Annotated in this window: 19 protein-coding genes; 3 read left to right on the top strand and 16 right to left on the bottom strand. The window is 31.6% G+C overall.

Annotation, left to right across the window (positions count from 1 at the left end; genetic code table 11):
* Positions 1-124 precede the first annotated feature (124 nt).
* Positions 125-358 (bottom strand): hypothetical protein, encoded by a 234-nt coding sequence (locus SOJ_RS12175; RefSeq protein ID WP_002508410.1) that lies wholly within the window; start codon positions 356-358, stop codon positions 125-127.
* Positions 359-588: 230 nt separating this feature from the next.
* On the opposite strand from SOJ_RS12175, the gene SOJ_RS12180 reads away from it, so the two are divergent.
* The 3 genes from SOJ_RS12180 to sarA all read left to right on the top strand — a co-directional run bounded on the left by SOJ_RS12180 (position 589) and on the right by sarA (position 3,310).
* The gene (locus SOJ_RS12180; protein ID WP_002508411.1) at positions 589-1,518 is read left to right on the top strand and encodes a DMT family transporter; all 930 of its coding nucleotides are present in this window, start codon (positions 589-591) and stop codon (positions 1,516-1,518) included.
* Positions 1,519-1,626: 108 nt separating this feature from the next.
* On the top strand, positions 1,627-2,574 hold the full coding sequence (locus SOJ_RS12185) for an efflux RND transporter periplasmic adaptor subunit (RefSeq protein ID WP_230815334.1): 948 nt from the start codon (positions 1,627-1,629) through the stop codon (positions 2,572-2,574).
* A 361-nt stretch (positions 2,575-2,935) separates the two neighbouring features.
* Positions 2,936-3,310, top strand: a complete 375-nt coding sequence (sarA, locus tag SOJ_RS12190) for a global transcriptional regulator SarA (protein ID WP_002508413.1) — start codon at positions 2,936-2,938, stop codon at positions 3,308-3,310.
* A gap of 273 nt (positions 3,311-3,583) precedes the next feature.
* Here the strand turns inward: sarA and SOJ_RS12195 are convergent, their stop codons facing one another.
* The 15 genes from SOJ_RS12195 to SOJ_RS12265 form a co-directional block, all read right to left on the bottom strand.
* Positions 3,584-4,396, bottom strand: coding sequence for an alpha/beta fold hydrolase (locus SOJ_RS12195; protein ID WP_002508414.1), 813 nt, complete (start codon positions 4,394-4,396; stop codon positions 3,584-3,586).
* A gap of 208 nt (positions 4,397-4,604) precedes the next feature.
* A complete protein-coding gene (locus SOJ_RS12200) occupies positions 4,605-5,315 on the bottom strand; it encodes a hypothetical protein (RefSeq protein ID WP_002508415.1) in 711 nt (236 codons plus the stop codon).
* Between the two features lie 151 nt (positions 5,316-5,466).
* A complete protein-coding gene (locus SOJ_RS12205) occupies positions 5,467-5,973 on the bottom strand; it encodes an SA0570 family protein (protein WP_002508416.1) in 507 nt (168 codons plus the stop codon).
* Positions 5,974-6,105: 132 nt separating this feature from the next.
* Entirely contained in the window at positions 6,106-6,903 is a 798-nt protein-coding gene (locus tag SOJ_RS12210; protein WP_002508417.1) for an alpha/beta fold hydrolase, read from the bottom strand.
* A gap of 3 nt (positions 6,904-6,906) precedes the next feature.
* Positions 6,907-7,605 carry an HAD family hydrolase gene (locus SOJ_RS12215; RefSeq protein ID WP_002508418.1) on the bottom strand — a complete coding sequence of 233 codons (699 nt, stop codon included), beginning with the start codon at positions 7,603-7,605 and terminating at the stop codon, positions 6,907-6,909.
* Positions 7,606-7,679: 74 nt separating this feature from the next.
* Positions 7,680-8,630, bottom strand: coding sequence for a FecCD family ABC transporter permease (locus SOJ_RS12220; protein WP_002508419.1), 951 nt, complete (start codon positions 8,628-8,630; stop codon positions 7,680-7,682).
* A gap of 140 nt (positions 8,631-8,770) precedes the next feature.
* Positions 8,771-9,658: an ABC transporter substrate-binding protein gene (locus SOJ_RS12225; protein WP_002508420.1), complete on the bottom strand. Its 888-nt coding sequence runs from the start codon at positions 9,656-9,658 to the stop codon at positions 8,771-8,773.
* 199 nt (positions 9,659-9,857) lie between these two features.
* Positions 9,858-10,628, bottom strand: coding sequence for a MerR family transcriptional regulator (locus tag SOJ_RS12230; RefSeq protein ID WP_002508421.1), 771 nt, complete (start codon positions 10,626-10,628; stop codon positions 9,858-9,860).
* A gap of 60 nt (positions 10,629-10,688) precedes the next feature.
* Positions 10,689-11,324 (bottom strand): endonuclease III domain-containing protein, encoded by a 636-nt coding sequence (locus SOJ_RS12235; RefSeq protein ID WP_002508422.1) that lies wholly within the window; start codon positions 11,322-11,324, stop codon positions 10,689-10,691.
* A 166-nt stretch (positions 11,325-11,490) separates the two neighbouring features.
* On the bottom strand, positions 11,491-13,158 hold the full coding sequence (gene argS, locus SOJ_RS12240; RefSeq protein WP_002508423.1) for an arginine--tRNA ligase: 1,668 nt from the start codon (positions 13,156-13,158) through the stop codon (positions 11,491-11,493).
* Positions 13,158-13,571: a DUF1934 domain-containing protein gene (locus SOJ_RS12245; RefSeq protein ID WP_002508424.1), complete on the bottom strand. Its 414-nt coding sequence runs from the start codon at positions 13,569-13,571 to the stop codon at positions 13,158-13,160. Before SOJ_RS12245 ends, argS begins: the two co-directional genes overlap by 1 nt.
* Positions 13,572-13,860: 289 nt before the next feature.
* Positions 13,861-14,373 carry a YwhD family protein gene (locus SOJ_RS12250; protein ID WP_002508425.1) on the bottom strand — a complete coding sequence of 171 codons (513 nt, stop codon included), beginning with the start codon at positions 14,371-14,373 and terminating at the stop codon, positions 13,861-13,863.
* Between the two features lie 158 nt (positions 14,374-14,531).
* Positions 14,532-15,848 carry an HD domain-containing protein gene (locus SOJ_RS12255; RefSeq protein WP_172457955.1) on the bottom strand — a complete coding sequence of 439 codons (1,317 nt, stop codon included), beginning with the start codon at positions 15,846-15,848 and terminating at the stop codon, positions 14,532-14,534.
* A gap of 17 nt (positions 15,849-15,865) precedes the next feature.
* A complete protein-coding gene (locus tag SOJ_RS12260; protein WP_002508427.1) occupies positions 15,866-16,345 on the bottom strand; it encodes a GNAT family N-acetyltransferase in 480 nt (159 codons plus the stop codon).
* A 136-nt stretch (positions 16,346-16,481) separates the two neighbouring features.
* Entirely contained in the window at positions 16,482-17,024 is a 543-nt protein-coding gene (locus SOJ_RS12265; RefSeq protein ID WP_002508428.1) for a flavodoxin family protein, read from the bottom strand.
* Positions 17,025-17,194: the final 170 nt, after the last annotated feature.

Below are 17,194 nucleotides of genomic sequence, written 5' to 3' on the forward strand. Positions count from 1 at the left end.
AGTGTTTTTATTAAGTTCCCATTTTAAGGGTTCAGTGCCAATTGTTTCAGGCCTTCTTTTTACACAGAATAATTGACGTTTTAAACAGCTCACCAATTAATCTCACTATTATTGATTTATACCATTAATCTCTATAGGGTCTTAATCTAACCGTATCACCAAAAAATATCTTTTTCTTACCTAACTTCTTGCATATTGCATATTTATCATACACTTCAACAATTTGAGCTAAATTTTTATAAGATCTTCTTGGATTCAACACTTCTATAAATTGATTTTTCTTAATGCCATCATTACTTCCTGCCCCAACAAAAAAAGTTTCCTCATCTGTTAGTCGAATTATGGAAAGCTGTTTCAATATAATTAGTCACTCACTTCTTCAAAAGCTTTTATTATTATAAAGTTATTATTACTTCATAGTTGTTAATCTTATTTCCCAAAAACCATTAACATACGTATTCTATTATATTTTGTGTGTTGTGTACATCATAATAAACTAAAAAGCTATTTTCTTTTAAATAATTTAAACATAGGAAAAGCATAACCTTTCCTATATAATGTAATTATCCTATTAGAAAGCGTGATTTAATGTTCCTTTTATATATTATTGGGATTATCGCAGGTATGGTTGTTCCGTTCCAAACTTCAATTAATTCTAGACTAAGCCTTTATACAAAATCTTCATTCTATGCGTCAACAATCTCATTTGCAACAGGTACAATCTTTTTAATCATACTCAATCTTATAACTAATCCTCATGTTTTTACAGCACAATTTTACAGTAACCAATCTTTTAGTTACATATGGTTTGTCGGCGGTATGCTTGGCGTCATTTTCCTAACTGGGAACTTACTCCTTTTACCCCGTTTAGGTGCATCTCTTACTGTAGTGCTCACTGTAGCTGGTCAAATCATTATGGGTGTGACAATCGACACATTTGGCTGGTTTGGAGCTGATAAAGAAGCCTTCACAGCATTTAAAGTACTGGGTATTATATTTTTAATTTTCGGTATCATTCTGATGAATTATGTTCGCAGAAACCCTAAAGACAAAAATAAAAATAGTTCAATTTATATTTGGTTGTTTATTGGATTTATATTTGGCTTCTGTCCACCTATTCAAACTGCTATTAATAGCGCATTGGGTCAACAAATAAATTCCTCAGTAATGGCTTCACTGATATCATTTACAGTAGGTACAATTGTATTATTTATTTTGACTTTAATTTTCAATAGAAGTCTTAAACTTGCTACTTTCACACCTAGAGAAGGTCGTCTTAAACCTATTTACTTTATCGGTGGTATCCTTGGTGTGATTTTTGTGACTACAAACATTATTTTAATGCCTCACTTGGGCGCTGCATTGACTACAATTATTGTTATGCTAGGTCAAATGTTAATGGGTGTTATTATAGATCATTTCGGCTTGCTGGGCACTTACAAAAATAAAATTACTAAGAGAAAAGTTTTCGGTCTTATTGCTATAATGATTGGCATTATTTTATTGAGATTATTTTAAAAATTGTTCACTCGAGTCATTTACTTTTAACATTTAGTAAATGACTTCTTTTTTTATAACAAATCCTTTGTTTTTCGCTGTATAATCAAATCATCAAGACATCAAGAGGTGACATCATTGAAGAAAATCATTATTTTATTTACTGTGTTGATAATACTTTGTAGTATCGGCGCCCTAAGTTTTTACTATTTCAAAATTAAAATAACCACGAGTAAACCAGAGCATCATATTGACACTTTGAAAATAACCTATAATAAACCCTATACCTTTATAGGAAGGCAAGAGCCTGCTCAACGATTTCCAGTACATTATGAGCCCCATAAAGGCTATATTAATGATTGGTTCGTTAAGTCACATGACAAAATAGAAAAAAACCAGCCTCTATTTGAATATTATAATCCACGTATTGAACATCAAATTAGTAGCAAGCAAAAATACCTTTCACAATTAAAGCAAAACAATAAATCCTCCACTACCCCGGTACATTCAGAAATATTACGTCTACAAAATCAAATCGCACAACTCCAAGAACAACTTCGTATCACAGTTTATGCTCCAGCGTCTGGCATCGTTCATATTAATCAATCATGGTCTAATCAAACTAAATCTCCTGTTATGCAAATCTATGATTCTACTACAGTAATCAAAGCTGAAGTTGATGAAGTGATAATTGATAAGCTTCATTTAAAAGACAAAGTTTCTATTAAAGACAATAATCAGCAAACATTTGACGGTGAAGTGAATTATATTTCTAATTTCCCAATAAACATAGACATATCAACTAAAAATTCCAAATATTTAGTTGAGCTAAATTCAAATTCTGCCGCTGTTTTTGGTAAACATTTCACAGTAGAAATACCTAACCACATTATTGAAGTTCCCAAAACAGCAATATATGATAAGCAATTTGTTTTCATACAAAGAAATAAAAAATTTATAAAACGAGTTATTAAAACACAAAATTCGGGTACTAACAAAGATGTACTAATTCTTGAAGGATTAAATCAAGGAGATGTCATAGCTAGAAATGCCGATACTGTGCTGTCTAAAAATTAGACGTACACGTTATAAAAAGTTATCATTTTAAAATATGATAAGATTATTTACCCTTTTTATCATATTATGGTAAATTGAAAAACAGAAAAATAAATTTTGATTAGTGTATTGGTATTTAAAGAATTGAATTAATAATAGAAATCATTAACGTAACGCTTAAACATGTTTTTGTTTACTTTCTATTTTTATTTAGTTATAATAAACTAAATAATAGTGGTTTTAATATATTTCACTTAAATATAATCGAGCCACAAATTATGACAAACACTTTGTATTTAACTTTGAATTAAGACAAATAATCATACAAAAAAATTATTAATATGTATATTTGATTGGGCATTTAGAATAGGGAGGAATTAGGATGGCTATCACCAAAATCGATGATTGCTTTGAATTATTAGCTATGGTCACATATGCTGACAAACTAAAAGGTATTATCAAAAAAGAATTTTCAGTAAGTTTCGAGGAGTTCGCTGTATTAACATATATTAGCGAGCACGAAAGTGAAGAATATTATTTAAAAGATATCATTAATCACTTGAATTACAAACAACCACAAGTTGTTAAAGCTGTTAAAAACTTATCTCAAGAAGATTATTTTGATAAGAAACGTAACGAGCAAGATGAAAGAACTGTATTAATCTTAGTTAACACTAAGCAACGTAAAAAAATCAATGAACTATTAACTCGCGTTAATAGTCGAATTAAAGAAGCTAACGACGAAAAAGAAGTTTAAGCTAATTTAAATTTCTATAATATATTCAACTTATTTTTTAAAGAGGGAGTGGACATGTATTTATGTCCACTCCCCCTTTTTTATATGTACTTATCTTTTTCATGTTATCAACACCACTTCAAAGATCTTCATTCCATACAAAAAGTAAAAAATACCGTTGATAAAGTCCTGAGACATTATATCAACAGTATTTCATAAAAAAATAAAAAAATTGCAGTATCTATGCTCTATAAAATAACAACGTGTATTTTATAACGACTTTGCAAAACCCCTTTATACTAAATCATTCTTTTGATATTTCAAAGCATCAATAAAATCTAAATAGGCTTCCACAAAATGATCGGGCTCTTCAATATGTGGCGCATGACCTGATTGCTTAAATTCTAAAATAGTTAAAGTTTGAAACGCATGATTATATCTATCCGTTGATTCTCCCATATTTAAGGAGTCATATCTTCCATTAACTAGTAGTGTTGGAACATTAACATGTTCAATCTCAATGTCTTTATTAAAAACTGGAAATCCCATTATTGCTCTTGTTGCAACAGCACTATCTTCGGCTGATTGTCTACTATAAATGAGCTGATTTTGAAACCACTTTTTCGCTTTTCCTTGATCTTTATACATATACGGTAACAATAGAATAAGTGCTTCAGATTTATCAAAGCCTTCTATTTCATCTTGATGTTCTATCATTAATTTATTTAACCCGTGTACACTGTCTATGAGATTAGATGCAATTAAAGTTAATGATGTCACCATTGATTCATATTTGTTAGTAAAACTTTTAGCTATTAAGCCACCCATATCATGTCCAATTAAATGTGCTTCTTCAACTTCTAATTTTTTCATTAATATTTTTAAATCTTCAACATGATCTTCTAAATTAAAGGAGTTCGGCTTAGAAGATTTACCATGCCCTCTCACATCGTAAACAATAACATCAAATTTATTTTTCAATGCATCTTTCAAGTTATATAAAGAAGCCATATTACTATCTAGTCCATGTATTAATATAACAGGAAAACCTTGACCCTCACGGATATATGCTATCTCGTTGTTACAACTTGTTTCGATTTTTATCATTATGGGCCACCTCCCTTTTCAGAAGTAATATACCCTTATTTCGTGTTTATTACGCTACTATTTTTGCTTTTGTCAGAATATATCGTTTATAAATTTATTATTTTTCTATTCCAGCTATTAAAAAAAGCGCTTCAAGATGTTAACGAATTATTTCAGTTAACATTTTGAAGCGCGTTCTAAAAATATATTTATATAAACTATTTTAACTTTAGTTCCTAGATGAAATACGTATTGTGTAATAAATAATAACAATTAATAGCAAGAACCAAATAACGATAGATCCAATTTGAGCAATTTCAGGACTGCTAATCATCGCGTCTATTGTTTTTTGACAAAGTAGTAAACCAATACCAGTAAATTCTAATCTTCTAAAATAAAGACCAGCAATACTGAATATAATACCTACAAAAAATACAGCTTGGTGTCCGTATACAGTTACTGCTACGATACCCAAATTCATATTAAATGCGTGTGCAATAATGAGTATAAAAGACACACCTGCAACTACCAATCCTATTATTCTTTCGAATTTATTACTATAAAGATAGTTTTTCCAATCAATACGTAAATATATAAAAATCGAAATTGGTAAGATAATTAAACAATAAAAGATAGACAATCCTGTTGCTGCTTGGAACGGCACAAATTGTTTATCATATAAATACGATAGCAATATAAAATTCAGTATAAAAAACACAATAGGATTCAATTGCAATGTAAACAAATTACGTTGTATCGTCAAAATCACTTCAGCGGGTGATTTTTTTCTATATTCAATATAATCTTCATCTTTTTCTTCAGATTTCTGAAAATCTTTTTTCAATTTCACTTTAATATCATCTATTAAATTTGGTGAAAGACCTTTATGAGTGAAGTAATCATTAATGTTTTCCACTAGTACTTTGTCGTTAACTCTCATGACAAGCTCCTTTAATAATATTTGAACTATATCTACTATAATTTAATTTATAATCTCATACTTACACTTATTTTAACAATAAAATAACCGACAAGTATATAGCTTTACACTTGCCGGTCAAATTATTCTTTTTAAATGCTATAAGCAATATTTATTCACCAATATCTATACGATATAGTTTAATGTTTTTATCACTTGGAGATGATGAGCTGAATTGATATGAAACTTCATCATCTTGCACATAGCCAAAGTTACCAGTTACATTATTATAATGCTCACGTGCGACCGCATCTTTGCTTACTTCATTTTTAACTTTATCATAAGCTGGGCCATCAGTATCATTATAACTCATAGAAACACGAGTAATTTCGCCTTCATTTTTCTTACCATCAGTAGCTACAACAAGTACACCATTGTCTTTTTTAAATTCGTAATAATGTTCACTGTTATCAGGTCGATGAGAATAGACTGGCGTATCATTATTTTTCAATACACTTTGAATAGACTCGCCTAATGTTGCGCCTTCTAATGTTGTATCTCCTTCTTGTAATGCCTTAACATTTTGGATAGAGTTACCTGAAGCCGCATCCACACTACCTGCACCAATTCCAGAAAACGCTAATCCTGAAACTAAAACTGCCGCAAACATTTTTTTCATAAGCGCTCTCTCCTTCTATTTAAAAGTTATTTTGTGCTCATCAACAGTGTACTATAAATATTACGTAATTAACAGGGATGTTACAAAAAGATTACATATTCATATCTTTTGTAATATAAATGTGCGGCTATTCTATATTTTTGTTTTTTCATTTGCTTTAATAAAACCTGCTACAACGTCGAGGAATTTTTCTTGCTGTTCTATAAATGGATATAACCCTGATTTTTCGAACACTTCAAACGAAACATCCCCAATATAGTCACCCACTTCCTTAGCTTCTACAACGGTTGTTCTTTCACCGTGTTGACCAGCGATAATTAAAGTTGGTAAATGGATTTCCCCTAAATAATGCATTATTTGATTATTATTAAATGATTCCTTTACTGCTGTTAATTCAGCTTTCGTAGCAATTGCATTGGTATCATCTACTTGTTTTAAAACCTTTTTAGCTGCGCGTTTTGAATAATATAAATGCTTATCAAAAAACTTTTGTTGCGCTTTTTGTTCCCAATTACGTACTTTATCTGAATATTTGCGATACAAACGTTCTTCAGGTGTTATTTCATTAAGTAGCGTTGGATTCACTAATGTCAGTGTCGTTGCCATATCTGGATATTGAGCAACAAATGAGGCTGCAACTGATCCGCCTAATTCATGGCCAATTAATGAACATTCTGGAATATATAAATAATCTAATAACGCTTTAATATCTTCTGCATATGTTTTAAATTCAATACCATTTGGTTTATCTGAGTAACCATGGCCTCTTAAATCAATAAGCACAACCTGATGTGTTTTATTAAAAGCATTTTCAAGTTCATTGTAAATAGATAAATTATCTAAGGCAGTGTGTATCATTACAATAGCATTGCCCTCACCACTTGTTCTGTAATTCAAAGCGACACCATCTTTTGTTGTAAATAAATTCATTGATTATCTTCCTTTCTTCGCTATAGATAATATTGTTAATAATTCTTCAGTACTTCTAATCGTAAAATCTATTTCTTCAGGTAATGGTTCTACTTCAACATCATCGTCTTCCTTGAACCAAACGCTAATCATTCCCATCGCTCTCGCAGGTGCAACATCATTTAACGGATCATCACCCACATACATCGTTTCTTCTGGTTTTGTCCCTAATTGGGATAACATATCTTCAAAAATCTTAGGATGTGGCTTACGATAACCTACTGTTTCAGATGTAGACAAATAGTTAATCGCATCTTCTACACCTAAAGTATGCATACGAAATTGTTTAATTTTCGACTTTCCATTTGCGATTACACCCGTGAGGTAGCCACTACTTGTTAACTTTTCAAGTGTATAAAGCGTGTCGTAATAAGGAAATACATAACGATAAAAATGCATTTCAAAATCATTAAATAAGTCTTTCCACGTTAAGCGATCAACATGAAAATCTTTAATAATTGCTTTGTACAACTCTGGTTTATCATGATCTTCATCGTCATCTAATTCTATAAATTTTTTCTTAAAATCTTCAAGTTGTATACGTACTAAATAATCATGAAACCTTTCATACTGTTCTTCTATAAATTTTTCGCGTGATTTTTTTCGATCTAAAAGTGTACCTTCTAAGTCAAAGACGACCGCTTTTACTTGTGTTAAGTCCATCATCATTACCTCTTTAATTTAAACTTTTACTTTAATTCATGCTTAACTGTATATATTCATCTATTTATACTTCGTTATTCATACATGCGTGGTTGTGTAATCATGATATAGAATAATACTGGTATCCCCAGTAAAGCGAGTATAATACTTGCAGGCACTTGGAATGGTTCTAAAACAACACTTCCTAACCAATCTGAAAGCACCATAATTGTACCACCAATAATCATATTAAGTATCATTTGTTGCCCTAAATCATAATGACCACTGTGTCGCCGCACAAGTTGTGGTATAACCATACCAATAAAGCCAATAACACCAACAAAAGCAACGATTACTGCAGTTAAAATTGATGCAATCAACAACACGCTATATGTCATGCTTTGAACATTTAAACCTAATGATTTGGCTCGTAAATCGCCAAGTTGTAATAATTTAATTTTAGAAATCATGCTTAATAAAATAATAACACCAATGAGTAGCACTGTGCCAATGTATACCACTTCGTTATATTCAGCTGAAGAGAATCCACCAAACATATAATTGACAATATTATTCATTTTATTTTGATTAAATATAATGAGTATATATAGAAAGGCGTTAAATAAAGCCCCTATCATAATACCCGATAATATCAATGTTCTAATCGGATACCCCCTAGACATCGCTATCGTTAGAGCAAGGACTAAAATCAATGTAATAATACTGAATGCAACTGAAAATATTGGCAACCAAATAAATGACATTCCTAGGACGACAGCCAAGCCTGATCCAAATGTTGCCCCACTCGCTAATCCTAATGTAAAACTATCTGCTAATGGATTATTTAATAAGGTTTGAAACATATGGCCTGCAAGTGTTAAACCAATACCTGCAAGCAATGCTTGTAGTGTTCTTGGTATTCTAACTTGAAAGAGGATAGTTTGGGTCAGTGCGTTGCCGATATCCCCAATACTCCATAATAAACTTAGTAATATGCTAGCAATGAGTAATGTTAGCCATATTATGATTGATTTATAGTACTGCATTTTTTTGCCACGCTTTCAATGAAATCTTTCAATTATTACAATATCATCTGTTAATGCTTAACACTACACCTGCCCCTATAAATGCCAGGAATTTCATAAGCTCAAGATTGTACGGTAATATGGTTATAGAGATAAATATGCTACTCTTTGTATATGGCTTCTTTTAAAGCTTTTAGTCCATCATCAATACGTGGACCGGGACGCGAAATTTCATCGCCATCAACAGCTTCAACATGATTTTGTTGCACTGCTTTTATGTCACTAAATCCACCACGATTATTTAATATTTTTTGATATTCGGCTTTAGAAATACCCATTGTCGAAATCATAATATCTGGATTCTTCTTAATAATTGCTTCTTTACTTACTTTTTGCCAACCTTCTAAATTCGAAAAACTATTCGTTGCGTTTAATTCGCTTAACATATCATCAAAAAAAGTGTTATTACCCGCTGTAAATATTTCTGGTTCAGAAGATACTTCCATAAACACTTTTTGTGGTTTAGCATCTTTTGGTACAGATGCTTTCACTTCTTTAATATTTTGTTTTGTCTCTTTAATGAGTACATTTGCCTCATCCTCTTTACCAGTCACCTGCCCAATTTGTTTAAATGTGCTATACATTTCAGTAATTGACTGTGCATCTTTCACGTAGACTATTTTAACGCCACTATCTTTAAGCGTATTTAATATATCACTACTTGTCGATTTCTGGGATTCATGCGCTAAAATTAAATCTGGTTTTGCTTTTAATAAGGATTCTTTATTTAATTTCATTGCATCAAACTGCTGCTTATCTTTAACTTCTTGCGGATAATCATCAACAGTGGAGACACCCACAATATTATTTCCTAATCCTAATTCATACAATATCTCCGTATTACTAGGCATCAACGATATTATCCTATCATAAGATTGTTTGTCCGAATTCTTTGCTTTCTCTTTCGTTTGGTCTTCGTTTGTTCCACAAGCTGCTAATAAAAATACTAAAACAATAAAAAGATAAAATATTTTATGAGGTCTTTTCACGTCGTAATCTCCTAGTTCATATTTTTCTTTATCATATCAAAATTCAGCCCAATTTTAATTAACAAACCTAAATTTTTTCTATAAATACACATTTAATGGTGAAATCACTAAAAAAACACCAAACGACTGCTATCAGTCATTTGATGCCTAATTAAGCGTTTATGTCATATTTTATAAACAAATTCAATGGAAGACAAATTTAACTGAAATTATCTTCTTTATTAACAAATATACGCATTGTTTGAATTAAATAATGATGGAAATCATCGTTTCGATTTTTGTTAATATTCTTTATAAATCGCTCATCTTGTTCATACGTATGTGCCATATATTCGATAAATTGATTATCACAATTAGGCACTTGAATCGATAAAATACATTTGAGTTCTTCAATAGTGTCAACTGCTTGATTAGGTGTAACACCTTCATTTTGTAGTTGATTCATTTTATTAAAAAACGCTTCAAGTTGCTGTGCTATTTTATCATAATAAGACTGTTGTTGATTTTTAGTTTTTCGAGCGTTATTTTGTTCAAATGCTTGGTAATAATTAGAATCTTTATATTTGCTGTATGCTTCACGCTCATATTGTCCGGTTAAATCAAATCCATTGAAATCTTTAATCTCCAGCGCCTCATATTGATGGTTTTCAAAATGTTCTTCTAACTTTTCTAATATACGATTGAATTGATTACGTTTGTCTAAAACAATTTCATAACGAGTACTAAGAATTTCATTCTTTTCAGTTATAGTACTTTCAAAATATCGTTTTATTTCTTCTAACGTTAATTCTAACGCTCTTAAAAATAAAATATGTTGTAGTTTCGTTAAATTTTCCATGTTATATGATCTGTAACCTTGCTCATATACTTGATTTGGTATTAATAGACCTATCTCATGGTAGTAACGTAACGTACGTGTACTTATACCCGTGATATTTGCAATGTCTTTCGGACTAAATTGTTGTTTCATTTATCTCGCCTCCTATAACGTAGTATGTAGTATAACGTTACGTGAAGGTCAACCTCTTTTTTAATTTTCAAAATAATCATCTAAAAATGTATATTTTGTATTTATTTTACCGTTAAAATAATTTTTACCAAAATTATCTAACAATGCGTGGAATTCGTTAGCATCTTGATTTGAAAAATCATTTGGTAGTTTAATGTGTCGTTTTAATTGTTCATAACTGTTTGTTTGCCTATATCCTAATTTTCGATATAGCCTCCTTGAATAACTGTCTGCAATAAACTCAACGCCTCCAAAGATATATACAATGAGTACATCAGCTGTCTCACTACCAATGCCTTTAATTGCTATCAACGCTTTTCTCAAGTCTTGTTTATAATGATCATTAATCTCCTGGTAATCAAAATCATAGTGCTCCAACCAACTTAATAAAGAGAGAATTGTTTGCGCCTTATTTTTATAAAATCCACTCGATTTAATTAATATTTGTAACTCTTCTATCTTTAAATTCAAGATGTGATGTGGTTCTAAATGTGTTGCTTGCTTTAAAGATTCAATTGCATATGCTGCATTTCGCCAATTCGTATTCTGAACGAGAATCGCGCCCAACATAACTTCTATTTTTGATTCTGCCGGCCACCAACCCTGTGGACCCATGTGATCATATAGTAGTTGATATAACGTTTTTGTATCCAACATAGTATCCCCATCCCTCTTCAACTTTAAGTTTTATAATTATTTGTAAGTTAATTTATTAAAAAAGAGCGAGCAACAATTTGTTATTGGATAAGTTGCTAAACTATCTAATCCATACAAATCTATTACTCACTCTCGTTAAGCGAATCTTATCATTTTAAACTTTTACTTACATAGATTCTGGTGCATTAACGCCGACTAAATCTAATGCATTATGCATTGTGATTTTGACTGCATTAATAAGCGCGATTAACGCTGTTGTCTTTTCAACATCATCTGTTAATACTTTTTCCGCATTATAGAATTTATGGAAGTGAGAAGCTAACTCTTGAATATAATTCGTAATTCTATGAGGTGCTCTTTGAACTGCTGAACTTTCAATCATTGTTTCGAATTCAGCTATTTTTTTCAATAAATCAATTGCTTTTGCATTTGTGATATATGAATAATCCGCTTCTTTTGAAGGTTTAATCCCTCTTTCTTCAGCTTGTTTCAAAATCGAACAAATACGTGCATGTGCATACTGTGCATAATACACTGGATTGTCTTGAGATTCTTGTTTCGCTAGTTCCATATCAAAGTCAAAATGTGTATCCGGACTACGCATTGTTAAGAAATAACGCGCAGCATCTACGCCAACTTCATCCATAATTTCACGTAACGTAATTGCATTACCTGTACGTTTACTCATTTTCACTTCTTGTCCATCTTGCATTAAGCGAACCATTTGCATAATTTGGATCTCAAGGCGATCTTTTTCTACACCGAATGTTTCTAACGAAGCTTTCAAACGATTGATATAACCGTGATGGTCTGCACCAAATAAGTTGATTAACACATCGTTGCCACGTTCTATTTTATCAAAATGATAAGCGATATCTGGCAAGAAGTACGTGTAGTTGCCGTCTTTCTTAATTAATACTCTATCTTTATCATCTTTGAAATCAGTCGTACGTAACCACGTTGCACCATCTTGTTCATACGTATAGCCAAGGTCTGTCATTTTATCTAAAACTTTTTTAATTTCGCCTTTTTCGTATAAAGATGTTTCACTAAACCAACTGTCAAAGTGTGTATTGAAATCAGACAAGTCTGTTCTTAATTTTTCCATCTCATAATCGACACCGAGTTGTCTAAACGTTTTTATACGTTCGTCCTCTGAAAGGTCTTTTAACTCAGGTTGTTTGTCAGCTAAATCTTTACCGATATTAATGATATCCTTACCGTGGTAACCGCCTTCTGGCATTTCAAAAGAATCATCACCAAGCGCTTCGAAATAACGTGCTTCAATTGAGCGCGCTAAATTCGTAATTTGATTACCAGCATCGTTGATATAGTATTCTCTAGTTACTTGATAGCCTGCTGCTTCTAAGATATTTGATAATGTATCTCCGACTGCTGCATTACGGGCATGTCCAATATGTAGGTCTCCTGTTGGGTTTGCAGAAACATACTCTACTAAGATACTTTTACCATTAGCTTCTTCAGTATGGCCAAATTTGTCGCCTTTATCCATTGCTTCAGAAATGATTGCAGTTAAATACGAATTGTCTAAATAAAAATTAATAAATCCAGGACCTGCGATAGCTACTTTTTCTACTTTAGCTTTTGTTGTATCTAAATTATCTACAATAGCTTGTGCGATTTCACGTGGATTGCGTTTTGCTATTTTTGTTAAGACCATTGCAATATTTGTTGAATAGTCACCATTACTTTTATCTTTAGGAATTTCTATTTTGATTTCTGGAATTTCACTCGTATCAGCAAGTTGTGCCTGTTGGATACTGTTATTAATTTCTTCAACCAATGTTTGTTTAACTTGATCAATTATGTTCATTATGGTGTCTCCTTATAAGTAATTTCATATTGATAAGATCCCATTTTCTCTTCATCTTGAATTAAATCATAATGTACTTTCAATTTGCCACCGTCAGGCGTAACAAAATGTAAAATGGAATGTGTACGTACCGTTAGTGGGATGCGTCCGCCACTAATTTCATATAAAGTAATCGTATCTTCACCTTCAACGAAATGAAGAATCATTTTAATTTCACCGTTGCGAATGATTTTGACACCTGATTCTTCAATTTTCACTGTCACATTTACAATAACATCATTAATTTCTTCTTGATATCGGATAAATTCAGCATTGCGTTTTTGCCAAGATCCTTGTGTATTTTGCGAAAATTTCTCTTTATTATCAAATTGTTTAACAATTTGTTTCGTCTGGATATTAACATTGTTTTCCAATGTGCGTTTCACCCTAATCTTTAAAATAATACAAACAATTATAGCATACTTGAAATAAGCAATACAGTTGCGAAAACAATTTTCAAAGCGTTAATTTCACACTAACTGAAAATATAGAATTTCTTTTTACATACCTAAGTCAGCAGCAATATAAGAATAACTGAATAGATTTTACATGCAACACTTACAATTAAGTTGAATTCACATAATAAAAACAGCCAGAATTCAAACAATTCGGCTGTCTACTTAATCTAATGCCAACATGGCTTAGATGTTACTTACATTAAATTTACTGTGTGTTTAATGCGTCATGCAAAGCTTGTTCAGAATTATTCCACATCTCTATATCATGCGCTTTAAGAAAATCTTTTAAAACTTGTTTATTTTCTTCACCGATGTGTTCAATTTCTATTTGACGTTTCATAGATTTATCCATCATATTGACGTGTTCGGGCATACTTTTATATCCTCTACGAATACTTTTATTCACCATTAAATAACAGCCTGTAACACCTGCGTAGTATGGACCATTTTCGCCTCGTTCAGTCGTAACCCAGCATAGCCAATACTCTTTGGCATCTTCACCTTCAACGACTTCTTTTTCTTTAATCCATTTAACACCTTTTTCAACACTTGCGCGCGCATGCATACCACCAACATCAATAAAGGCTTCCTTATTTTGAACATCAATAAAGACAGGCGCTACGTTATCTAAACTGATTGAACCGATATTCGTACCTTTATGTCCATCTAGTGGGTCATTCTTAATGATGTTAAATTTAAAACCTTTGTTTTCAGCCACTAGCAAACACCTCCCATAAAATAAGTTTCATAATTAATTGTAATATCTACGTTCTATTTTAAAACCACAATACGTCTCATGTATACTTAAATGGTTTTTAAAAGTTAGATTCAAAACGACAATTTAATGGCCAACACTTTTCTACCATTGGTTAATCGCTAATTCAATTCATTTAAAATGCTGATAATCGCATTTCCTATATTTTCATCTTCAATTTCAGTAATAAACTCTTTAGGATAATATAGTTTATAATCCTCCCTGTTTATACCAGTAATACTATGAATGATCAATGACTGACTACTAATTTCACGTATTTTACCATTACGGCGCAATAAATGAATAGGTTGTCTATCTGATCCAGGCCTATCATAATCGTATGGTAAATCCGAGAACGATTCACTTACAAAATAATAATTTGGATCTATACCTGCTTGTATAAACAAATCGGTTAATTCTGTAATTGTAATAATAGAACCGTCAAACGGCATGTATTTAAATAAGTCACGATTAATAAAACGACGGGATAAATCACTTAAGATTGCATCATCTTCTTTCACCCATGCTTTTAAATAATACAGTACCACGGCTTCATCTAAATCCACGTATTGTTCAATTGTCATGGACTCTTCAAAGAACGGTATGAAATCTGTAGGATGCATTTTAAATGTATAGCCTTCCTCATATAACTGCTTCGCGCGTTTCAAACAATTATTTAATAATACTTCCCCACCTCGACTTACTGGGTGGAAGTAGATTTGCCAATACATTTGGTAACGACTCATAATAAAGTTTTCTACTGCGTGCATACCACTTTCTTTAATAAGCACTTCATCTTTAGATGGACGCATTAATCTTAAGATACGTTCCATATCAAACTGGCCATAAGATACACCTGTGAAATATGCATCACGCTGTAAATAATCCATTCTATCTGCATCAATTTGTGATGAGATCATAGAAATCACCAATTTATTCTTATGCGTTTTATTAATTACATCTGCAACTTGTTGCGGAAAATCTTCTGAGACACGCTTTAATACTTCATTTACTTCAGTTGGTCCCGTAATAATCGCTTGTGTAAATGCTTCGTGATCCGTGTTAAAAATTTTTTCGAAACTATGTGAAAATGGTCCATGCCCTAAATCATGTAATAAAGCAGCACATAAAGCTAAAGGTCTGTCATCATTATCCCATGCTTCGCGACCATCAAATGAATCATCAATCAATCTACGTACAATTTCATATACACCGAGCGAATGCCCAAATCTACTATGTTCTGCCGTATGGAATGATAAATATAATGTGCCTAACTGCTTAATACGACGCAAGCGTTGAAATTCTTTCGTCTTAATTAAATCCCAAACCACTTGATCTCTGACATGAATGTACCTATGAATCGGGTCTTTAAAAACTTTTTCTTCAGGTAACTTTTGTGTAGCATAAGTTGTAAATGTCAATGTAGTCCTCCTGTTCATACCCTATACTTTGCAGATCATTTTAATGGCTTACGTAACAACGCTAAGTCCATTGCTTCACCGTACATTACATGTGTGTATGAGCGTACTTTTTCAAAACCTTTTTGTTGGTAGAACGTCATAGCTTCTTCATTTTTATTATCTACTTCTAAATAAACTTCATTATAGTCATCTTTAAAATAACGAATACCTTCGGACAATAGATTAGAACCATAACCATGGTGTTGCCATGATGGGCTCACATAATGTGCAGACAAGAATAATTCAGTACCATAAATAAATATAGCAAAGCCAATAATATTTTCGTCTTCTTCGACTACTAAAAACAATTGATCTTCTAAACGTTTTAGTAAATGTTGTTCATTATATGAAGCAGCCAGTAATTCATTTACTGTCTTAGCTGCGTAAATATTTAAATACGTATTATACCAAGCTTTTGTTGCTACATCTCTGATGCTGACAACATCTTCAGCAGTTGCTTTTCTTACTTTGTGCATGTTGCTCTCCCCCTATTTAGATAGGTAATAATAGCTACATTATAACATAATTTTAGTATTCAAAATACTTTATCTATCTAGAATAAAAATAGTTTGAACAACATAAATCATTTGCTCAAACTATCCTTTAATATATTTACTTTTGGCCTAATGTTTGTTGCCATTCTTGTGCACGTTTTAATGCATAAACGTCCTTTTCAATATCGCCTGGCTTTTCAGCAGTACCAATAATATAACCTGATAACGTTGCGCCAATAAATTCCAAGCTATATTTCACTTGTGTGATACATGGCTTTCCTTTAACTTTCGGGAAATCTCCACCAACGATGATTAATCTAAAATCTTTTTTCGCCATTTCTTCTTTAAAATTTTTATAATTTGGATCCATTAATGTTTCAGACCAATGATCGAAAAATGCTTTTACTGATGCCGATAAACTGTACCAATACACCGGCGAAGCAATAATAATCGTCTCACTCGCTAATACTTTATCAATAATCTCTTTATAATCATCATTATATGATTCTATTACCTTATTATCATGTCTTACATCTCTAACTGGATTTAATTGATATTGTGTTAAATCTATCCATTCGTAGTCGTATCCTGCTATGGCCGCTTTAGTTAAATGAGCAGTGTTTCCCTCTGGTCGACTGCCCCCGAATAAAACTGTGATCATAATAATCTCCTTCTACTACTAAATTAATAATATATCTGTTGAGCTTTATAATTATACATTTTGACTATTTAGGTAAACTTAATTAATAATCCTACACTAAATAATGGAATTATTAAACAGAAAAATGAAAATACATTAATAAATTAAATTGTTTGCTCAAAAATAGTACT

This window comes from Staphylococcus sp. OJ82 (assembly GCF_000294465.1).
In the GTDB taxonomy this organism is placed as follows: Bacteria; Bacillota; Bacilli; order Staphylococcales; family Staphylococcaceae; genus Staphylococcus; species Staphylococcus equorum.